Origin of the sequence: Halothiobacillus sp. DCM-1, assembly GCF_045689735.1 — a bacterium.
In the GTDB taxonomy this organism is placed as follows: Bacteria; Pseudomonadota; Gammaproteobacteria; order Halothiobacillales; family Halothiobacillaceae; genus Halothiobacillus.
In genome coordinates this window covers 1378672-1399903 of sequence record NZ_CP142685.1, presented here as the reverse complement: position 1 = coordinate 1399903, position 21232 = coordinate 1378672, and the positions used below count along the sequence as shown (strand labels likewise).

17 protein-coding genes, 1 tRNA gene and 1 pseudogene are annotated in these 21232 nt (G+C 58.0%); 7 read left to right on the top strand and 12 right to left on the bottom strand.

The window, feature by feature from the left end:
* Nucleotides 1-317 precede the first annotated feature (317 nt).
* The 7 genes and pseudogenes from VOI35_RS06570 to VOI35_RS06540 all read left to right on the top strand — a co-directional run.
* Nucleotides 318-1133, top strand: coding sequence for a metal ABC transporter solute-binding protein, Zn/Mn family (locus tag VOI35_RS06570; RefSeq protein ID WP_407275270.1), 816 nt, complete (start codon nt 318-320; stop codon nt 1131-1133).
* On the top strand, nt 1130-1951 hold the full coding sequence (locus VOI35_RS06565; protein ID WP_407275269.1) for a metal ABC transporter ATP-binding protein: 822 nt from the start codon (nt 1130-1132) through the stop codon (nt 1949-1951). The genes VOI35_RS06570 and VOI35_RS06565 overlap by 4 nt, the downstream gene beginning before the upstream one ends.
* Nucleotides 1948-2784, top strand: a complete 837-nt coding sequence (locus tag VOI35_RS06560; protein ID WP_407275268.1) for a metal ABC transporter permease — start codon at nt 1948-1950, stop codon at nt 2782-2784. Before VOI35_RS06565 ends, VOI35_RS06560 begins: the two co-directional genes overlap by 4 nt.
* A 39-nt stretch (nt 2785-2823) precedes the next feature.
* A complete protein-coding gene (locus VOI35_RS06555) occupies nt 2824-3690 on the top strand; it encodes a polyphosphate kinase 2 family protein (protein ID WP_407275267.1) in 867 nt (288 codons plus the stop codon).
* 97 nt (nt 3691-3787) lie between these two features.
* Nucleotides 3788-4522 carry an NAD-binding protein gene (locus tag VOI35_RS06550; protein WP_407275266.1) on the top strand — a complete coding sequence of 245 codons (735 nt, stop codon included), beginning with the start codon at nt 3788-3790 and terminating at the stop codon, nt 4520-4522.
* A gap of 31 nt (nt 4523-4553) precedes the next feature.
* Nucleotides 4554-4629, top strand: a tRNA-Ala gene (locus VOI35_RS06545).
* A 94-nt stretch (nt 4630-4723) separates the two neighbouring features.
* Nucleotides 4724-5238: pseudogene (locus tag VOI35_RS06540) on the top strand (IS3 family transposase); the annotation flags it as partial.
* 129 nt (nt 5239-5367) lie between these two features.
* Here VOI35_RS06540 and VOI35_RS06535 read toward each other — a convergent pair.
* The 12 genes from VOI35_RS06535 to VOI35_RS06480 form a co-directional block, all read right to left on the bottom strand.
* Nucleotides 5368-8463 carry an efflux RND transporter permease subunit gene (locus VOI35_RS06535; RefSeq protein WP_407275265.1) on the bottom strand — a complete coding sequence of 1032 codons (3096 nt, stop codon included), beginning with the start codon at nt 8461-8463 and terminating at the stop codon, nt 5368-5370.
* Entirely contained in the window at nt 8460-9602 is a 1143-nt protein-coding gene (locus VOI35_RS06530) for an efflux RND transporter periplasmic adaptor subunit (protein ID WP_407275264.1), read from the bottom strand. Before VOI35_RS06530 ends, VOI35_RS06535 begins: the two co-directional genes overlap by 4 nt.
* A complete protein-coding gene (locus VOI35_RS06525; RefSeq protein ID WP_407275263.1) occupies nt 9599-11134 on the bottom strand; it encodes an efflux transporter outer membrane subunit in 1536 nt (511 codons plus the stop codon). Before VOI35_RS06525 ends, VOI35_RS06530 begins: the two co-directional genes overlap by 4 nt.
* Nucleotides 11135-11529: 395 nt before the next feature.
* Nucleotides 11530-12258 carry a GGDEF domain-containing protein gene (locus tag VOI35_RS06520; RefSeq protein ID WP_407275262.1) on the bottom strand — a complete coding sequence of 243 codons (729 nt, stop codon included), beginning with the start codon at nt 12256-12258 and terminating at the stop codon, nt 11530-11532.
* The gene (locus VOI35_RS06515; RefSeq protein ID WP_407275261.1) at nt 12258-12644 is read right to left on the bottom strand and encodes a DUF1987 domain-containing protein; all 387 of its coding nucleotides are present in this window, start codon (nt 12642-12644) and stop codon (nt 12258-12260) included. The genes VOI35_RS06520 and VOI35_RS06515 overlap by 1 nt, the downstream gene beginning before the upstream one ends.
* Nucleotides 12645-12673: 29 nt before the next feature.
* Nucleotides 12674-13246 (bottom strand): SiaB family protein kinase, encoded by a 573-nt coding sequence (locus VOI35_RS06510; protein WP_407275260.1) that lies wholly within the window; start codon nt 13244-13246, stop codon nt 12674-12676.
* A 34-nt stretch (nt 13247-13280) separates the two neighbouring features.
* Nucleotides 13281-14492 carry a SpoIIE family protein phosphatase gene (locus VOI35_RS06505; RefSeq protein WP_407275259.1) on the bottom strand — a complete coding sequence of 404 codons (1212 nt, stop codon included), beginning with the start codon at nt 14490-14492 and terminating at the stop codon, nt 13281-13283.
* A 533-nt stretch (nt 14493-15025) separates the two neighbouring features.
* Nucleotides 15026-16522 (bottom strand): alkaline phosphatase family protein, encoded by a 1497-nt coding sequence (locus tag VOI35_RS06500; RefSeq protein WP_407275258.1) that lies wholly within the window; start codon nt 16520-16522, stop codon nt 15026-15028.
* Between the two features lie 39 nt (nt 16523-16561).
* Nucleotides 16562-17371 carry a TonB family protein gene (locus tag VOI35_RS06495; RefSeq protein ID WP_407275257.1) on the bottom strand — a complete coding sequence of 270 codons (810 nt, stop codon included), beginning with the start codon at nt 17369-17371 and terminating at the stop codon, nt 16562-16564.
* Nucleotides 17371-17766, bottom strand: a complete 396-nt coding sequence (locus tag VOI35_RS06490; protein ID WP_407275256.1) for an ExbD/TolR family protein — start codon at nt 17764-17766, stop codon at nt 17371-17373. Before VOI35_RS06490 ends, VOI35_RS06495 begins: the two co-directional genes overlap by 1 nt.
* Nucleotides 17763-18473 carry a MotA/TolQ/ExbB proton channel family protein gene (locus VOI35_RS06485; RefSeq protein ID WP_407275255.1) on the bottom strand — a complete coding sequence of 237 codons (711 nt, stop codon included), beginning with the start codon at nt 18471-18473 and terminating at the stop codon, nt 17763-17765. Before VOI35_RS06485 ends, VOI35_RS06490 begins: the two co-directional genes overlap by 4 nt.
* A gap of 92 nt (nt 18474-18565) precedes the next feature.
* Nucleotides 18566-20752: a TonB-dependent receptor gene (locus VOI35_RS06480; RefSeq protein ID WP_407275254.1), complete on the bottom strand. Its 2187-nt coding sequence runs from the start codon at nt 20750-20752 to the stop codon at nt 18566-18568.
* Between the last annotated feature and the right edge of the window lie 480 nt (nt 20753-21232).

Genomic DNA, 21232 nt, shown 5'->3' with positions numbered 1-21232 from the left:
TTAGTAAAGCGAACGATCAATGAAAAACCGCAGAAAAACACTGCGGGATGAGTAGATTTTGCTACGGTAAACCTAGGCTGGCAAGCATTTCGAATCATTTATTGAATTTTTATATGGGCTGGTTGAATTTGGTGCAGAGAGGACGCGGTTTTCCCTCTTTGGAGGCGATCTTATTGTTACAATGTATCCGATACACGCGTTTGCGGAATTTGAGGACCTCACTGATGCATCCCCCTCGTTTTTTTCGTCTTGGATTTTTTGTCAGTTCATTGTTTTTTTTGGTTTTTTCCTCTGTTGTGCAGGCGGATCCTCTGCGGGTGGCCGTGACGATTCCGCCGCAAAAATATTTGGTCGAGGCGATTGGCGGATCGCATGTTGCCGTCACTGTGCTCGTGCCGCCAACGGCAGAGCCTGAAACTTATGAGCCCACCCCGCGACAAATGACGGCGTTGGCGCAAAGCCAAATTTTTCTGCGCATCGGCGTGCCGATCGAGCGAGCCTGGATTCCCCGGTTTGAATCGGCCAATCCCAAACTCGTGATTATCGACACGACGCGCGGGATCGAAAAAATGCCGATGATTCGCCATGTCCATGAGCATGCTCATGCATCGCCCAACCGGCAGGAAGCGCAGCAAGCCGGTCTGGACCCTCATGTTTGGCTTTCACCGGTGTTGGTGCGGATTCTCGCCATGAATACGCGGGATGCCCTGATTGCCGCCGATCCGCAACACGCGGCGGATTACCGCCAGGGTTATGCCAGACTCGCACGAACCATCGATCGGGTTGACGGCCAGATTTTGTCCCTGCTGGCCGAACGCCCCTTGAAGCAAACGGCGTTCATCGTGTTCCATCCGGCGTTTGGCTACTTTGCGGCGGCGTACGGGTTGCAACAGGTGCCCATTGAAATGGAAGGGAAGGAACCCGGTCCGAAGCAACTGGCCGAGCTGATCGATTTCGCAAAATCCCGGGGTATTCGTGTGGTCTTCATCGAGCCGCAGTTTGCGCAAAAGGCGGCGCAAACCATTGCCCAGGCCATTGGGGGGGCTGTCGTGACGATCGACCCGCTGCAAGAAGATTGGCCAGCGGGCATGGAGGCGATCGCGACCGCACTGGCGAAGGTACTGCATCAATGACAGAGATTGGTAGACAGATTCCGGCAACGGTCAACGCGGTTGACATTCATGGTGTCACATTCGCTTATGAACAAACCCCGGTGTTGGAGCAGGTCACTTTATCGATTTCGCGCGGGGATTTTGTCGCCGTCATCGGCCCCAATGGGGGAGGGAAAACTACGCTGATGCGCTTGATGCTCGGGCTGATCAAGCCCACGGCCGGCACGATCCGCCTGCTGGGACAAATGCCGGGATGCGCGCCGGAACGAATCGGCTATGTGCCGCAACACAGCAATACGGCTCCGGGATTTCCGGCCACGGTTGAACAGATCGTCCTGATGGGCTTGCCCGCACGGAAAACGGGATTGGGTCGAAAACTCTTTCATACACCGGCCGAACGGGAATTGGCCGCGAGCAAAATGCAAACCGCCGGTGTGCTGGAATTGCGTCATAAACGCTTGAATGCCTTATCGGGCGGGCAGCGTCAACGGGTGTTGATTGCACGAGCCCTGATGACACAGCCAGAACTGCTGATTCTGGATGAACCGTTATCGAATATTGACCCCTATGGTCGTCAATGCATTCTCGAAACCCTGCGCGAACTGCCGCCCGCAACCACGGTGGTCATGGTCAGTCACGATCTGGGCATCACCGCCAATGCGATCAATCGAATCGTGGCGGTCAATCGGTTTGTCCTCAGCGGGGAGGGCGGGCAGCTCACGCAGGCAATGCTGGATCTCATGTACGGCGTGCACGCAGACGGATGTCCGGTTCACTCACTCCTCCATCATCTGATCGAGCAGGAGCCATCCCGTTTGGCAGCGAGGAAGCCGCAATGAGTTTCTGGGATTTATGGCAACAAAGTTTCATGCAACATGCCTTGCTGGCGACGGTGCTGGTCAGCGTGGCCTGTGGCGTGATTGGTGCCCTCGTCGTCGTCAATCGTTTGGTGTTCATGGCGGGGGGCATCGCGCACACCGCGTATGGCGGGGTCGGGCTGGCGATTTATTCGGGCTTGCCGGTGCTGCCGGTCGCTGGCGCATTCACTGCGGCGGCGGCATTCTTGCTGGGGGTTCTGACCCGAACCCGGCGAGAGCGAACGGATACACTGATCGGCGTCATCTGGGCGGGCGGCATGGCCTTCGGCATCATCCTGATCAATTTGACCCCAGGCTACAATGTTGGCCTGATGAGCTATCTATTCGGCAGCCTGCTCACCGTCCCTGCGGATGATTTATGGCTGATGTTCGGTATCGACCTCGTCATCGTGAGCCTCACCCTGTATTTTTATCAGGAATTGCTCTCTTTCTCCTTCGACGCGGATTTTGCCCAATCGCGGGGGATCGCTGTCCGCGGGCTATATTTCATGCTGTTGATCATGGTGGCAGAAGCCGTGGTGATGATGATTCAGGTCGTCGGTTTGATCCTGGTGATCGCGCTCCTCACCTTGCCACCCTATCTGGCGGAGCGGCATACCAAAACCCTGTTCGGTCTCATAATCGGCTCGGGCTTATGGAGCCTGCTATTTTGCTTTATCGGGCTTTGGGCGGCCTATCAATTCGATTTGAGTAGTGGCGCCAGCATCATCGCCGTCGCGTGCATCACTTATTTGCTTTACCTCGCGGGTGAATCTGTCTGGCGGCATTTGGTGCCAACGAAGGTTCAGGCATAAACTCCTGCCGGTGGGAGATTGCCTTGGGAGTCAAGCGTCGTGGATTTTCGACCATTATTTCGAGTAGCGCCCGGTGCCCGGGTTTCACTGGCGGAGATTAATCCCAATGCTGCCGCTGTCGGGTTTGATGCAGAAGATAAAGCAGCGGTCAAATCGTCACTCGAGCGTTACCGCGAGGAGATGGAGTCATTCCAATATCGCCTGTATGCCGATGGGAGTAAATCCCTGCTGGTAGTGCTGCAAGCGATGGATGCTGCGGGTAAAGATGGCGTCATTCGCCATGTGTTTAGTGCGATGAACCCCCAGGGAACGCGCGTCCAGGCATTCAAGCAACCGACACCCGCCGAGGCGGCGCGAGATTTTTTATGGCGAGCTCACCTGCATGCCCCCGCCCGCGGTGAGGTCGTCATTTTTAACCGCTCGCATTATGAAGATGTGCTCGTCGTGCGCGTGCATGAACTGGTTCCAGAAGAAATCTGGCGTGCGCGGTATGAGCAAATCAATCAATTTGAACGATTATTGTCCAGCAACGGCACAAAGATTCTTAAATTCTATTTGCATATTGACGCCGATGAACAACTGGCACGATTCAAAAAACGATTAGACGACCCGAATCGCCACTGGAAAATCAGTGAATCTGATTATACCGAACGAAAATTTTGGCCAGACTACATTCAAGCCTTTGAAGAGGCGATAGAAAAAACCAGTACCGAAGAGTCACCGTGGTACATCATCCCGTCCAATCAAAAATGGTTTAGAAATCTTGCCATCTCGCAAATAATCACTGAAACCATGCGTGAAATGAATTTGACTTTGCCGATGGTTAAAGTCGATTTGGAGGCCGTTCGGCAACACTATCACGCAGCAAAATCCCAGGCCGAAAAAATCAAACAATCATCCCTGTAAAATTCCGGCTTGGTTGAGTTGCATGCCAATCTATCGAAGTAATTTTGCTCACCGGCTTCAGCAGGAAAGCCATGCCCGGCGGCTTCAACTGATCCGTTTGGCCGGTTTATTCGTAACGACCTTGCTGGTGACTGCGGTTGGCCTGGCTTTGCTTGATCCTGCCGATATCCCGTGGTCTCTAAAGCTCTTCAATGCCATCTGGAACGCCACCAACCTGGTGACTACACTGGGGGATTTCACCCCCTTCACCGTGCCACAAAAAGTATTCATGATCGTCGCGAGCTTCGCCATATTGGTATTAGGCAGCTTCGCCGTGACCAAAACGATAGACTGGCTGACCAACCCGATTGCCGCCATTTACCGGGAAAATCGACTCATGAAAAGCAATTTCGCCACCTTGAAAGACCATGTCATTATCATCGGCTTTAGTCCACTCGGGCGAATTGTCGCGTCGTTGTTGGCGGAAGGGCGCAATCTTCTTGTGATTGAAACGCGAGAAGATTTAGCGAATCAGGCTTCGGAACAGGGTTATCTCGTTTTGCTGGGTGATGCGGGAACCGACGATGAAGTATTCACCCACGCGGGTATCGAGCAAGCGGCGGCGCTGATCGTAACCAGCGAGTCGCCGGATCGGAAACTTGCCATCACCCTGATGGCGCATGCGCGTAATAGCAATTTACGCATTGCGGTGACTGCCGAAGATGAGACACGCGGACTCCTCTTGCGCCGGGCGGGGGCTACCGATGTCGTGGTCGCGGATGATTTGATTGCACACACCCTCATTGGCCACCTCCCCATCAAGGCCTCACCATCGCTTGACACAAAAATTTAACTCGGCATAATGCGCGCCACCTGTAAATCACGGGGCTATAGCTCAGCTGGGAGAGCGCCTGCATGGCATGCAGGAGGTCAGCGGTTCGATCCCGCTTAGCTCCACCAATCGATTGTTTTTGGCGTCTAGCGAAGCCAGAAAGTCCCTGAAAGCCCGCATTGCAACAAGCTTTGCGGGTTTTTATTGTCCGAGTTCGTCTGGCCCAATCAGCGCTGGGTGTCGGATTTCACCTATGTCTCGACCTGGCAAGGCTGGCTGTATGTGGCCTTCGTGATCGACATCTTTGCCCGGCGCATCGTCGGTTGGCGGGTGAGCCGATCCATGACCACCGACTTCGTGCTGGACACGCTGTATGCCCGCCAGCCCGAACGCGACGGCAGCCTGATCCACCACTCCGGCCGGGGCTCCAATATCTCAGCATCCGCTACAGCGAGCGTCTGATGGAGGCGGGTGCCGAACCCTCGGTGGGCAGCAAGGGCGATAGCTATGACAACGCCCTGGCCGAGACGATCAATGGGCTGTACAAGACGGAGCTAATCCACCGACGCGGCCCGTGGAAAACGCGGGAATCCCTCGAACTGGCGACGCTGGAATGGGTGCACTGGTTCAACCACCAACGACTGCTGGAACCCATCGGCTATATCCCTCCAGCAGAAGCTGAGGCAAACTACTACCGGCGATGTGCCAAACAGGCCGAAACAACGGTCTGTACTTAAACCAGATAGCCTCCACGAAAGTCGGGGCGGTTCAGTGGAATTGATTTCGCATGAAGTATCACCGCATCCATGCGGATTCTCAATCGGCTCTGTGAGCCCGACGATTTATCTCTTCGGGGTGATGTTGCGTCAGGCGGTTTCCGGGATATCTGCCTTCGGATGGGATTTACTCAAATCATGCCCCAGCAGCATATAGACCCCGGGCACGATAAACAGGGTGAAGAAGGTGCCAATCCCCAGCCCTGAGGCGATCACGAGCCCCAGATCGAAGCGGCTGACCGCCCCGGCGCCGGTCGCCATAATCAAGGGGATGACCCCGAGCACCATGGCGAAGGTGGTCATCAGGATGGGGCGCAGGCGTAGCCCTGCCGCCTCGATGATCGCGGCGCGTTTGCCGAGGCCGGTCTTTTGCAGGTTATTGGCGAATTCCACGATCAGAATCCCGTGTTTCGAGATCAGGCCGATCAGGGTAACCAGCCCCACTTCCGTGTAGATGTTCAAGGTTGCGCGGCCGATCCCGAGGTTGATAAAGATCAGGGCACCGGCGATGGACATCGGCACCGAGACCAGAATGATCACCGGATCGCGGAAGCTTTCAAACTGGGCGGCCAGCACGAGGTAGATGATGATGATGGCGAACAGGAAGGTGAGCGCCATGCCGCCGGATTCCTGCATGAACTGGCGGGAGGGGCCGGCATAGTCGTAGTTATAGCCTTGGGGCAAGGTCGCTTTCGCCAAGGCCGCGAGTTTTTCCAGGGCGACCCCTTGCGGGATGGTCGGGAAGTTGACGCCCTGAATCGTGGCGGCATTTTGCTGCTGGAAGTGGTTGATGGCTTCCGGCTCGACCGTGGTTTTCAGGGAGACGACGGTGGAGAGCGGCACCATTTGGCCATTGCTGGCGCGTAAGTAGTAGTTTTTCAGGTCGGCTGGATTGAGCCGGAATTGCTGGGCGACCTGGGGAATCACCTTGTACGAGCGCCCGGCCAGTTCAAAGTAATTGACATAACCACCACTCAGCATCGCGGAGAGCGCCGAGCCGATGTCCTGCATGTTCAAACCCAGTTGCGCGGCCAGGCTGCGGTTGATTTCGACGGTGGCCTGCGGCAAATCGATCCGTAAATCGGTTTGCAGGAAGATGAAGTCGCCGGATTTCAGCGCTTCGGCCAGAAAATCATTGGCCACTTTGAATAACTGATCAAACGGCTGGGTGGTGGTGATGACGAATTGCACTGGGAAGCCGCGCGCACCGGGGAGGGAAGGCGGCTGGAACACCGCATTTTGCGTACCGGCAATTGCGGCCAGTTTTTGTTGTACCAGCGGTTGCAGCTGGCTGGCGGTTTGGCTGCGCTCATCCCAGGGTTTGAGCACCATGCCGCTGATGACCTGGGTCGGTGTGTTCAACTGGAAAACATGATCCGTTTCCGGAAATGAGGCGAAGTCTTTGTTGACCTGATCGGCATACAGCTCACGCTGCGCCAAGGTGGCCGTGGGCGAGTTGAAGGCAATGGAAATCAACACGCCCTGATCCTCTTGCGGGGCGAGTTCGGTCATCGAGGTGGTGTATAAAAAGTAGATGCCGCCGAGCATCAGGAAGATAAAAACGGCGATGACGGAGAGATGGTTCAGCACTCCGCTCAGGCGGCGTTGATACCGCTGGTGCAGCCCTTCAAACCGTCGATCAAGCCACAACACCAGCCGATCCTGCCAGTTGCCGCCCTCTTTTTTGGGCGCGCGGAGCAGCTTGCTGCACATCATGGGTGAGAGAGTGAGCGCAATGATGGCGGACATAGTGACCGCGCCGACCAGCGTGAAGGCGAATTCCGTGAACAAAGCCCCCGTCAAGCCTTGCATGAACCCAATGGGGACATACACCGCAATCAGCACCACCGTCATCGCCAGAATGGGGCTGGCGAGTTCGCGGGCGGCTTGCAGGGCGGCGGCAAACGGCGTGGCGCCCTCTTCGAGGTGTCGGCTGACATTCTCGACCACGATGATGGCGTCATCCACCACGAGCCCGATCGCCAGCACGAAGGCGAGCAGGGTCAGGAGATTGATCGAGTAGCCCAGCATCAGCATGACGCCGAAGGTGCCAATCAGCGAGAGCGGAATGGCGATTACCGGAATCACGACGGCGCGCAAGGAGCCCAAAAACACGAACACGACCAGCGTGACGATCAGGATAGCTTCGCCCAGCGTCTTGACGACCTCATCAATGGAGGAATGCACGAATTTGGTCGAGTCGTAAACGATATTGGCCTTGAGCCCGTCCGGGAGCTGGCTCTCGATCCCCGGCATGACGGCACGGACGCGCTGGATCACATCCAGCAAGTTGGCGCCCGGCGCGACCTGAATGCCGATATACACCGCTTTGCGTCCATCGAAGGAGACGCTGGAGTCATAGTCATCCGCGCCGAGACTGACCTGTGCGACATCTTCAAGCCGGACGATGGCGCCATTGCTTTGCTTGAGAATCAATCGTTTGAACGCATCCAGTGAGTCGATGGCGGTCGAGGCGTTCAAATTGACCTGCACCATCTGGCCTTTGGTCTGGCCGCTAGCGGAAAGGTAATTGTTGGCGGCCAGGGCGGAATAGACATCCGCCGCCGTCAGGCCGACCGCAGCGAGTTTCTGCGGATCCAGCCAGGCGCGCAGGGCGAAGTTTTTTGCGCCCAGAATTTCGGCCGTTTGTACCCCTTCGACGGCTTGCAATTTCGGCTGCACCGCGCGCACGACATAATCGGTGACCTGATTCGGCTGGAGCACATCGCTGTAAAAGCCGATGTACATGGCGTCGATGGTCTGGCCGACCGCCACCGATAACACCGGTTTCTGGGCTTGGGGCGGCAACTGATTCAGCACCGAGTTCACCTTGGTGTTGATCTCGGTCAGCGCTTTATTCGGATCGTAATTCAGCCGCAGGTTAGCGGTAATCGTGCTGACACCCTGCGAGCTGGCCGAGGTCATGTAATCGATGCCGTTGGCCTGCGCGATGGCATTTTCCAGCGGCGTGGTGATGAAACTGGCGACGAGGTTGGCATCTGCCCCTGGGTAAGCCGTGCTCACCGTGACGACGGCGTTTTCGGTGTAGGGATATTGCAGGACGGGCAGCAGGCCGAACGAGCGTAACCCGAGCACGAGAAGTACGAGGCTGACGACGATGGCCAGCACCGGCCGGTCTACGAATATGTCCGTAAATTTGCGTTGAGACGCGGAAGGGCTGCTCATTCGTCCTTCACCTCGGGATGGGGGTTGTTACTCGGTTCGATCGTGTTGTTGATCAGGACGGGGGTGCCATTACGCAGTTTGATTTGTCCCGCCGTCACCACGGTTTCGCCCGCTTTCAGACCGCTGAGAATGGCCGTCTGGTCGCCCCGAGTCATGCCGGTGGTGACAAAGCGTTGTTCGGCCACCTGCTGGGGTTTGCCGTCCGCGCCCTGTCCTTTGTCCACCACCACGAACACGGTGCTGCCGTAGGGGTTATAGGCAATGGCGGTGGTGGGTAAGGTCAGGAAGGATTCCGGGTTGCCCTGGCGGAGTTGGGCGGTAGCAAATACCCCGGGCAGGAGTTTGCCGTCGGGGTTGGCAATTTCGGCGCGCACCGTGAGATTGCGGGTCGCCGTATCGATTTGTGGCTCGATCGCCTGAATTTTGCCCTGGAAGGTTTGGCCGGGTGCGGCATTGGTCTCTACCGTCAGGGCATCGCCGATCTGGATCAAATGCAGTTGCGACTGCGGAATCTTGAAATCCAGATACATCGGATCGAGATGTTGCAGGCTCACCACGGCGGTGCCCGCCGCGAGAAACTGGCCGAGATCGACTTGCCGGATCCCGAGCACCCCGGCAAACGGCGCGCGCAGCGTTTTTTGCGCAATCAGGGCGTTTTGGGCGTCGAGCTGTGACTTGGCGCTCTTGAGCGTGGCTTCATCACTGTCGATCACCGCCTGGCTTACGGCCTGAATCTTGAGTTGTGCGCGATCGCGTTGGAGGTTCTGTTCGGCCAGCGTCACATTGGCCTGCAATTGGGGCAGTTGCGCTTTGAGCGGGTCTGCATTCAGTTCGAGCAGCACTTGGCCGGCCTTGACCGACTCGCCGGATTTGAAATGAATGGCCTTGATCAGGCCGGAGACTTCGGTGGTGAGATTGGTCGATTGCACCGCACGCAGCGTGCCCACGGCCTCGATTTTCGGCTGCCATTCACTGGGTTCGACGACCATGGTCGAAACGGTTTGCGGGGGCATGCCATGCCCCCGAATCGCCTTGTCGATCATTTTGTTGCGAAAGACCTGGAAGCCATAGATGCCGCCGAAAACCAGCGCAACCAGAAGCAGCATGACGATCATGCGGATGGGGGTACCTTTGGTCATGGGGTGACAGTCTCCGGCAAATCATGGGAACGAGAAGAGGGGGTACTGGGCGGGGGCGTTGGACTCCCCATGGCCTGATACAGCGCGACCGAATCCGTCAGGCGCTGCATGCGCGCGGCCAGCGTCAGCAATTGGGTTTGTTGCACCTGCTGTTGCGCCGTGAGGAGCTGCAGGGCAGTGGTCGAACCGAGTTTCAGTTGTTGTTCCGTCAGTTGTAACGAGTCTTTCGCGGCCTGTTGGGCGGCGACTTGGGCGTTCAGGGTCTGGGCGTCAATTTCGATGGCACGCAGGGCATCCGCGGTGTTGCGCAACCCATCCAGAACGGCCTGCTGGTAGTTGGCGGCGGCTTCGGCAAGGGCGGCCTTGGCCGCTTCGGCACCCGCTTTCAAGCCACCATTGAACAGCGGCTGGGTGAGGCCAGCGACCAGGCTCCAGATGATCGAATCGGCATTGAACAGCGCCGCCGGGGTGAGTGCTTGTGAACCCAGGGTCGCACTCAAATTGATCTGCGGATAGAGGTTGGACAGCGCCACGCCATACTGGGCACTGGCGACATGCAGCAGGGCGCTGGCGGCGCCGATGTCGGGCCGATTGGCGACCCATTCCGAGGGGACGATGACCGGGAGGGATGCGGGCAGGGTAAATTGATCGAGCGAGAAGGCGGGGATGTTCGCCTGGCTCGGCTGCTGCCCCGTGAGCGTGGCCAGCAGGTGATCGGCCTGCGCGCGTTTGAATTGCAGCGGCGGCAGCGTGGCGGCCGTTTGAGCGCGTTGTGTCTTGAGTGAGAGCACATCGGCGCGGGTGGCAGCGCCCAGCGCCAGCCGTGCCGTCATCAGTTCGATCTGCCGATCCTGATCGCGCAAAATCGCCTGAGTGGTGCGGATCTGGTCATTGAGCATCGCCTGTGTCATGGCCTGCACAGCAATATTGCCCGCCAGGGTGAGACGGGCGGCGGCGAGTTCGTACTGTTGGTAATCGGCTTGCGCGGCCAGCGCCTCAAGGGTGCGACGATTGCCGCCAAACAGATCGAGGTTATAGCTGACGGCGATTCCGGCGTGATACAGCGCAAATTGCCGTTTTCCCCCTTCTTGCCCGATCTGCGAATTGTTGCTGCCCTGATCTTGCCCGGTGAAGCTGGCGTTGACCTGGGGTAATTCGCTGGCACCCGCCTGCGCCTGATACGCTTTGCGCGCCTGCTCCAGCCGCGCCTGTGCGGCGGCGAGCGTCGGGCTGTTATCCAGCGCCTGGGCGATGAGCTGATCGAGGGCGGGATTGCCGAAGGTCTGCCACCACCGCGTCGGGCTGGTCTGCGCGGTCAATGACTGCGCGTTCCCTTGCGCCGTATCGGGCGTGGCTTGCGTCTGTGTGGGCAACGCCTGGGGGGTGTAGTGCGGGCTATCCGGCGCCGCCGGAGGGACAAAGTTCGGTCCGACCGCCGAACAGCCGGTCATGCCAATGAGCAACCCCGCCGTGAGCAGGCGCAGAGGCCAATCCAGGCGGGTCAGAGCGGGCGTGGTTCGCGCAGCGGGCATCTTTGGGGAGGCTCCTAAACAGGATGGGGCGAATCAGGTCGGGGAATCTGGTCGGGTTAAGGGGCACCCGCGCCGAGCGAGTGTAGTATAAAAAATCGACGGGTTTCTCTGGCTGAGTTGTGTGTGGCTTGATGGCTCGTTGATTGGCCTGAAACCGTAGGTGCCACGGCGATTGGCGACGACAGACTGACGGAAATTCAGGGGCAATGGCTCCAATGCCTTAGCGCAAAACTCAACTTCGCGGTTAAAGATAGCATGCTAATGATTTTTTGTGCAATCCATCGCGCGGTGCAGCACGCGAATGCGTTGTGTTTGTGCGCGAGTGCGGGCATCCGGTGTGATGCTACTGTCTCGGCGAACGGCGGGGGCTTGAATCCCCGGTGATCTGGGCGAGGTTATGGCGTTAAGCGATCTGCAATGGTTTCGATGCGATCTCGGCCACTGTGTTTAGCGCGGTATAACCCGTCATCGGTGCATTGATAGAGGATGTCGAAGGGGACGCCCGATTCCGCGACGGCGACACTCAAGGAGGCAGTCACGCGCAGGCCAATTTCTTCCGTCAGGCGAATTTGGCGGATGCGTTCGCTCAATTGTTTGGCGGCGTGCTCGGCGGTATCGAGCCGATCTGTGGCGAGCACCACGCCGAATTCTTCGCCCCCCAGCCGGCCGCAGTGACCTGCTTGGCCGATGGTGTCTTGCATGGCGGCGGCCAAGGCGGTGAGCACTTTGTCGCCCGTTGGGTGGCCGTAGCGGTCGTTGATTTGCTTGAAGTGGTCGATATCGAGCAGGATCAGGGCGATCGCTTGTTGTCTTAGCAGGGTTTCGGCCTCGTGAATCAGGCTGTTGCGATTGAGTAGCCGGGTCAAGCCGTCGTGCCGGTTCTGGTAGCTGAGAGCTTCCGTCAGTTCGCGCAGGCGTTGGTTGGCAATATTGAGTTCCAGTTCGGTGCGGTCGGAATGGCTGATGACCCGTCGCATGTCGCGGATCACCCGTTCATATTCGCTGATCAGTTCGCCGAGGGCGTGATGGATCACCGCCGGGGAGGGATCTGCGTGCGCACGCAGGGCGTGGTCGAGGACCGCCCGTTCTCGGGCAAACAGATCGGGTTCGGCCGGGATGCTCATCAGGATTCGATCGGCTGGGCATGAAATTCAATGGCCGGGAAGTCTTCGGCGAGTTCGAGTCCGAATTCGAGGATGGTCTCGTCGTCCACATCATGATGCCAGTCGAGGACGACGGTATTGCCGTCTTCCACGGCCTGATTCAGCCGGTCGAACAGACTGAATAGCATTTTGGTACTGGAGCTGTTGAAGTAGTTGAGCTGCACTTCGACATGAATCCGGGCATCGTGCAGTTGATCGAGCCAGGCGCTGGTTTGCGCCAAAATTTCTCCATAAAACGCGGCGGCACTTTCGGGGTAGGACTCTCCCCGAAGCGATAGGTGGCTGTTTCTAAAGTCGAATAGGACTTCAGGCGTGTTGCTGGTGGCGGGGCGGTGGAGCGTTTCCATGAGGCGATCCTTGGATGGCGCGGCCGGTATTAAATGGTGGCCTTGAGGGTGAACATGAACAACCCGTGTTCATTGGGCGCGAAATGAAATTCGACGGGGGCAGAGCTGTCTTTGGCAATGGTCAAAAACCCGAGGCCAGCGCCTTTGCTGTCTTGATCGGTCTCTGCGCGCAGGGTTTTGCGGTAGGCATCTTTGATCTGATCGGCGTTCATTTGCCGCAGGGGTTCCAGAATGCCTTTGAGTTTGTCGGCGTATTGCGCGTCCACCGGGTTGGCGCAGGTGATGAAGAATCGTCCCTCGGTATGCATCACCATGACCGAGCCAGCGCGCATTTCCAGGGTGGCCTGATCCGGTGGCGTCAGCATGTCGCTGGAGTAGTGCACGATGTTCTGCGCCATTTCGATGAAGGTGGAGAAAATCTTGCGGCGCACCCCGCCCGGGGCATCGGATTGTTCCAGGCGCAAGCGGACGGCATCGCCAATCGCATTGATGATGTTCTGCGAAAAATAGCCTGCGTAGAAGAAAATCAACCCCTCAACCAGCCCTGGGAAGCAGGGCGAATCGGTGATGGCGGGGGGCTGAAGGTCGGGCGCGTCGTTCATGGTTCAAAGTCCTTTGTGCTCATTACAAAGCGGGTCAGCCCACATTCAGCGCCAAGAGGGTGACATCATCCCGGCGCGCTTCGGTGCCCTGATACTGGCTGAAAAGATGGCGGAACGCCTCGACCTGATCCGCCATGAGCGCGTGCCGCTGGCTCGTCAAGAAATCGCTCAGACGCCGCTTGCCAAAGGCAATGCGCTTGGCGCCCCCGATCTGGTCGATGACGCCATCACTCAGCAAAAACACCCGCGCCGGCGCAGTGATCGGGATGGTCTGGTTTTGCCACACGGCATCCATCGGCGTATTGGCATAACCCACGCCCTTGCGGTCACCAGAGAAACTGCGCAGTGGGGCGTCGCCTTCCTGGTCAAGAACCAGCAGCGGGGAATGGGCACCGGCAAAGGTCAGGCAGGACTTTTCGCGTTCATATCGGACGATCACGCCATCGAGCCCGTCATCAGAATTTTCCTGTTCATCCGGCGCGGCCTTGTGCTGATTGAGCGCCCGTTTGATGTGTTGGTTGACGGCCGCAAGGAGCATGGCCGGGTTCTGGTTGCCGTGTTGGGCAAGCGCCTGTTCCAGTGCGGATTCGGCAATCAGCGTCATGAACGCGCCGGGCACGCCATGGCCGGTGCAGTCGAATAACACCGCCAAAAAGCCGTCCTCGGTGGGGATGAATTGAAACAAATCGCCGCCCACCACATCGCGGGGCTCCCAGACCAACCAGTGATTTTCTGGATAGTGCGCTTCCAGTGCCAGCCGGGCGGGTTTCATGATCGATTGCTGGATGACGCTGGCGTACTCGATGGATTCCATCAGCAACCGATGCTGGCGGGCTTGCAATTCGGTCATGGCGTGCATCAAATCCAGCACCTGGCCGATGCCCTGATACTTGCCGTCCTGCACGATGATGAACCCGTCGGTGAATACCTTATCCCCGGCCTCGACGGCGAGTGCCGTGAGTTGCTCGATGCGCACGGACGCCTCGACGATCAACGGATCTTTATCCATGAAGGTGATGCAACTTTTCTGACTGTACAACTCGGGGTAGTACGGTTTCGTCATGTTGCTGTGGAACAGATTGCGGTTGATCAACCCCAGTGGGCGGTCGTCCTCATGCAGCACGGGCAGATTCCGCAGGCTGGCCTTCTGCGCAAACAGACCCATGATGTCAGCATTGGAGAATGCCGGCGTGACGGCGCGGGCTTCGATCAATAGATCCCCCGCAAAGCGAATTTCTTTCAGCATGAGGCCGACTCTAGTCTGAGTTTGTTGCGGGATGTTGCGCCTCTTATGTGACAACGATTTGACAAGCCCGATCCGCATCGATCTGCCGGTGTTTTGCATGGGTATTGCAATTTTCATTGGCTTGGCGCGACGGAATCGTGCCGAAGAGCAAAGGGGTTCTTGCCCATTGTTTGCTGATTGTTTTGATAACAACCTGTTTTTAATGGTTTATCCTCGCTCGATATGTTTTTATTGACATATCTGGCAATGTATTTGCTAAGATATATCGCCCATCCACCAAAGGGACGCCCGCCTGCATGAAGAGGTTCGGCGTTAAACCGCAGAAGGACTTGCCCTGTTTGAGTCGATCCTGTTCAGGTTCGGCTCGGTTCGCCCAAGCGGCGAAAACCAGGCCCCCAAGAAGTTTCAAGTGTGACTTCTTGACTTTGCCAACCCGGCGACGGGTTGGTTTTTTTTTTGCCTATTTTGTTGCTTGCCCATGGGCTGTCCTGCCGAACCTTTTGTTCGGCAGGGGGCGCCGCAGGCAGAGTCGCTCAATGCTGGATAAAGCGGAGGTTCGGCAGCGGCGATAAATGGGCGTCGGCAACCGCTTCCAGGGCATCGGGGTTGATGCCGAGGGCAGCGAGGAGCGTGGGAGCGACCTGTGTGGTCTCTACGGCAGTAGTCACGCGGCTTCCGGGCTGGGCGAGCTGGGGATTGGAAAGCATTAAGGCAACATGCCGATCATTGTTACGCCAGCCGCCGTGCTCGGCCAGTTTGTGATCGTCCGGTTTGGTGTAGATGACGCCGGGCTGGGTTTCAATCATGAGATCGGGCAGGCGATGATCGTTGGCAGGAACGCCGAAGTGTTGCTGCAAGGTTTGACCAAACCAGAGTTTTTGGATGCCCAGCGTCTGGCGTTGCCCCTGGAGAGCCTGCACGATCCGGGCGAGATCTTCCGGTTTTTTCAGCCACAGCAGCGCGCCCCGATCTGTTGTGAGTTGGCCGATGGCACCGGGCGCTGCGGATTCGATGATCTGTTTGAGCAAGCCTTTGTCGATGCGGCGTTCCGTCTTCGGGGCGATGGGGCCATTGCCATGTTTGGCGACAATAATGAGGAGCGTGTCGTTCAGCCGGTGCTGTTGGCGTAGATCATCGACCAGCAGGCCAATCTGTTGATCGCAGTGCGCAATCGCGCCCGTGAGTTCCGGGGTGGGTTTGCCGTTCGCATTCAGATAGCCGGCTTTTTTCTGGCCGACATTGACGGCTTGCAGGTTGAGGCCGGTCAGGGTCGGTACGGGCGCGGGGTGGTTGCCTGCATGATTCAACCCGTTCATTTCATGAATGACGGCGGCCATTTTTTTCGCATCGTAGCGTTCGGTTCGGGTGATCGAGGCGGTGATTTTGTCGAGTCCCTGCGTCAGATTGCCTTCGGCATCTTCCCCGATTTCCGGGGTATAGAGATCATCCACCCCATCACCTGCCGGGCCATTGGCGATTTCATACACCGGGTGTTTGTCGGACCAGGCCGTGTAGCCGCCGGCATCGCGCACCACATTGAACACGGTGTTTACCTTCAGATATTGGTGCGGATAGACCGGGGTGCAGCCTTTGCGGGGGTCGATGGGCAGCAGCGCCGGGTTGATGACCGGATCGTCGCCTGCCTTGCCCGGTTGGTCGATGCTTTCGTCAAACGGTACGACGGTGCCGAGGGTTTGACAATGGCTGCCGGCGGGCGAGAGGGCGCGGTCATAGCTGACATCGTAGTACACGCCGGTTTGACCTGGGGTGCCGCCGGTGATCAGCGCGATGAATCCGGGAAAGGAATCCGCCGGTGCCGGGGTGAAGGCGTGGGTGTAGGTGATGCCTTGGCGCGATAGATTCGCGAGTGTCGAGTGCGGGTGCGTCTGGATAAACCGCGCTAAATCCACCGCATGCAGACCATCGATACTGATGAGGACGACATGTTGAATCGGTGGGGTGGCCTGTGCCGTGCCGGTCAAGGACAGAGCCAGTGCGGAAAAGAGCAGGGATTTTCTGAGTAGGTTCATTTTAGAATCCAATAGGTTGGTCGTTGAACAGGTTGGGCGTTAATCGTCGGTATCGTTTAATACGAACTCGACCCAGAGCTCAAAGTGGAGCCGGGCGTGGGCTTGTGCTGCCTCCGGGCTGGGGTAATGGGCATCCCGCACCGCTTCGATTGCCGCTCGGTCGAGTAGGTCAGAACCGCTGGATACCAGCACCCGGGCGTGACTGACCACGCCCTCCTGATAGTCGAAAGCGACTTTCGTCTTACCCGCTAAATGCATCATGCGGGCAGCCGGCGGGTAGCGCAGAGCCGATTGCACTGCACTGCGAACGCTGGCCTCAAACGACGGCGTAATACGGGGTTGGCTGACTGTCGGAGGCGCAGAGGGTACCGGCGGGGCTGGCGTGGTCTCCGGCATCGGCGGGTTGACCGGCGCGGGTGGGGGGGGCGCTGGAGGCGTCACCTCGTGGTGTACCGGATGCACCGGATGATGCACCACGGGTTTTTCTGGCTTCGGCTTGGGCGCTTCCTTAGGTTTGGGCACGGGTTTTGGCGCTGGAGCCGGCGGCGGCGGCACCGGCGGGGCTGGCTGCGGGGTAGGCACGGGAGTTGGTGCTGGTTCCGGCGGTGGGGGTACCGGCGCGGGCGGAGGGGTGATCGTGGGCGCAGGGGGCGGCGGTGCGGGTGTGGGTAGCACGGGGAAGCTTAAGTCAATCGGCTGCGGCTGGCTGATATGCGGCGCGGGCGTGTGACCGACGGCGTACAGCGCAAGAGCTAACACCCCCGATTCAATCGCCACGGCCATCGCCGCTGCGCCAGAAAATCCGCGCCAGGATGGTGCCACCGGCGGCAGGGCAGTGCTGCGGGTCATCAGGAATCCTTGCGGGCGGCAAGACCGATGCGGGTGACCCCCGCCTTACGGCAGGCGTCCATCACGGTCATCAGTTGTTGCAGAGAGGCGGCTTTTGCGCCGGCGATCGTGACTTGCGTGTGCGCGGGATCCTGCGCGGCCAGTCGCTCGGTCAGTTGTGCCGCCGTCAGGGTTTGGCCTTCCACGGTGATGATGCCCGCCGCATCCACGCTGACCAGTACCTTGGGATGCGGGAGTTCATCTGCCGTGCTGCTTTGGGCAAGGTTGGAGCTTACCCCCGTCGTCGGGATCATGTGCAGGGTGATCATGATAAAAAACACCAGCAAAAACAGCATGATGTCGATCATCGGGATGATCTCTATCCGTGCTTTTTTCGGTTCTAAGTGGCGCATCATCCGTGTGTCCCCTCGTTCAGTCGGTGTTTGGCGACATGCAGCACATTGGCGGATTGCGCCGGCGTGGGGATGCCGTGAAGCTGTTGATGCCGATGGGTGTGCATCCGGTTGACCAGCATGGTTTTGAGCATGTCCATCTGCTGCAAGACATGCCGCACGCGGATGTTCAGGCCATTGAAGAACACCAGGCCGATCATCGCCACAAACAGGCCAGAAGCTGTGGCGAGGAGCGCTTCTGCGACCCCGCCCGTAATCTGTGTCGGGGCGTTGCCGGGGTTGGACAGCACCTGAAAGGCATTGAACATGCCGATGATGGTGCCGAGCAACCCCAGCAAAGGCGCCAGCGTGATGATGGTATCGAGCAGCCAGAACAGCCGATCCGTGTGCTGCGCGCTGCGCATCATCGATTCTTCGAGCCGATCATCCAGCCGATCGAAAGGGTGCGCGCTGTTGTGTGATGCGGCGGTCTCCAGCATCCGGCCAAAGGGCAGGTGATGGTAGGTTTGGGCAAGTTCGCCCAGTTGCTCATCCGGCAGCGACGGCAGGGGTTCGAGGGTGCCGAGTAGGCGCTTGCCGCCGTGGATGACGCGCGCAAGATACCAGGAGCGCTCCAGTGCGACGGTGAGGGCGACAAACAGCAGCACGACCATCAGATACAGGATGCCGCCCGAGCTCTGGGCGGCATGGGTAATTGCTTCAATATTCATGGTGAATTCCCGATTAATCAGAACGCCTCATGCACGCACCGGTCGCTGGTAATGCGCCGGCGATGAATGAGGCAGGGGTTCAGGCGGGTGGATTACAGCCCGACAGACAGGGACAACATGTAGCTGCGGCCAGGGATGGTCCAATACAGCGGCGTGCCGTCGGCGGTGGTGCCGGGTTGATCCAGCAGGCCGCTCTTGTTGAACAGATTGCTGACCTGAAAGCTCACGGTGGCGTTGTGCATCGGCCCCATCGCGTTTTTCAGCGTGTAGCTGGTGTTCAGGTTGGCGATGGTGTAGGCGGGCAGTTTGCTGTCGGTGGACGGATCACTGCCGGTGCCGAAGCGTTGACCCACATGCTTGGCGATCAGCGAAGCGTAGTAACCCCCTTCGTTGAAGATCAGGCCGGCGGCGAAGGTGCGATCCGGCGCGTTGGGTAGCCAGTTGCCCGTTGTGGTGTCTTTCGCGCTGTTGATCGAGCCATTGCCATACACGCTGAAGCCGCTGCCGAGGTAATAGGTGGCCTCTCCTTCTACCCCTTTGTAGGTTGCGCCGCCCGCGTTGTAGTAGATGGTTTGCGAGGCCACCTTATGGTGCTCGATCTTGTTATCGAACTTGATGTGATACACATCGGCGGAGAGCGTTAGCGCCTGGCTATGCCACACGGTACCAAGCTGGGTGTTGGTGGTTTGTTCGGGCACGACGCTGTTCAGGCTCGGATCAGCCGTATAGAAGATATTGAGGTTCGGCGCGAGGAAGCCCTTGGCCCATTGCGCATAGACCGTCCAGTTGGGTTCGAGCTGGTAGTGCACAGAAAAATTGGGCAGCGCCTTTTCCCAACTTTGAGAATACGACAGTGGCGTGCCGGTCTTCTGGTTGACGGCAGCATCGATGTTGCGATGGAAGTAGGCGTATTTCACGCCGGGGGTGATGGTCAGGCGGTCAGTTGGCTTCCAGTCATATTCGACATACGGTTGAGCGGTATCTAGCGTATCCACCATGTCGCGATCGGTGGCGGCCAGCATGGAAGAGGCATTGAACAAGCCACCCAGTGTCATATCGATTTCATACTGGGTACGGGTGTTGTGCTGGCGATCCAGCCAGAAGCCGGTTTTGAATGTGCCAGGGCCCAGTGAGCGTTCCAGGCGGAAAATATCGCCAAACGAGCGGTAATTGTTCGACATCCGCTGACCCGGCACATTGTTTGCGCCGTAGATGGTGCCGTTCGCGGTATTGCCATTCGGATCCAAACCATTGAAGCCATCGTGGCGGTAGCCATAGCTATACAGTTTGTTGTCGAGCGTCCAGCTATTGAGCAGGGACTTGATGTCCATGTATTCCAGATCAGAGGCCAGCTCGTCGTAGTTGTAGCCGTAATAGGCCTGGCTGGTCGGGTCGTTGTTCAGGCCGTAATTCGAGCCGTACTTCTGGATTTGCGCCAGCGTTGCGCCGAGCGGCACATTCTGGTGAATCTTGTTGTACATCGCGAACAGGGTCAGCACCGTGTTATCGCCAATTGGCGTCTCGGATTTGACGACTAAGTTCTGGCGCTTCTGGCCGGCATAAGTGAGCGCGCCATCCGTGGATGAATTCTTGTAGTTCAGATAGGCGCGGGTGCCGTTCAGGGACTGGATCGCGCCGGTGTCGTACCGCAGGCCGAACAGGTGCGTGTTGTGGCTGCCGAAACTGGCATAGGGTGTCAGGGCGGCGACTGCCTCGGGTTCACGGGAATCCACCGCGATGGTGCCGCCGAAGGTGGCATCGCCAATGGTACTGGCGCTGCCGGGCCCGCGATCCACCGTGATGGATCGCACATCTTGCGGCATAAAGTAACTGGTCGAGTGGTGCGTGAAATCGTTCGAGTCGGCAAACGGAATCCCGTCGAAGGTGACATTGTATTGGCCATCCTGAAAGCCGCGCATGCTCAAGCCTTGCGATTCCATGCCGCCGGCGCCATTCGGCGCAATATCCGACACACTGGGAGCGATCGACGCAATATCCGTGTAGTTCGCCGTTGGGGCGGTGTTGTGCTGGATATACTGCTGACCAATGATCGATTGCGGTTGAGTCGCCTTGAGGGGGGCTTTGGTCGGTGCCTGATAGGCGGCGGATTGCTGCTTCTTGCTCGTCGAATTGGCCGCTGTTCCTGAGCCACTCGTGCTTTGCACGCTCCCCAGGTTAACCGTGTTGTCGGCCTGTGCCGCGTGGGTGGCACAAAGCATGGCAATGCCCGCCAGCACCATGACGGACAGCGTGTTTTTCTTGCATTCGATTGCGTTCATGAATGATCCCGTTTCTGTACTTTTGGGGGCTTGCCGAGGCAAACCACATGGAATGACCGACAATCAATCGTTCTTGAACCCATTCATGTACCAACACACCCCGGCATGACCGGCGCTTCAAAAAAAATGCCGCGCCGGTCAAACCTTCCTGCGGAGGCCGAGCCACTGATCGTTGGCCTGCGCTCTGCGTTGCGTCGAAGCTGTTGGTTATCCAGATGAATCAATTACAAGATAATTAATTGCCTCGAAAAATAACGAGCGCAAATCTATGTGTCATTCGTGAATTAAAAGTGACTCTTCCTTGACGGGTGCGTGACACTGGCGCGTGCAGAGCGAGAGAATTATTTATTAACTTGTTGATATTTATCATGTGGTTCTGAAAAATTAACATTTGTTAATGTTTCGAGTTGCCCAAGGGTATATTGCGCCCGTGCAAGCAATCATCTGAGGACAGGCTGCGATGAGTGATGGAACAGCCCC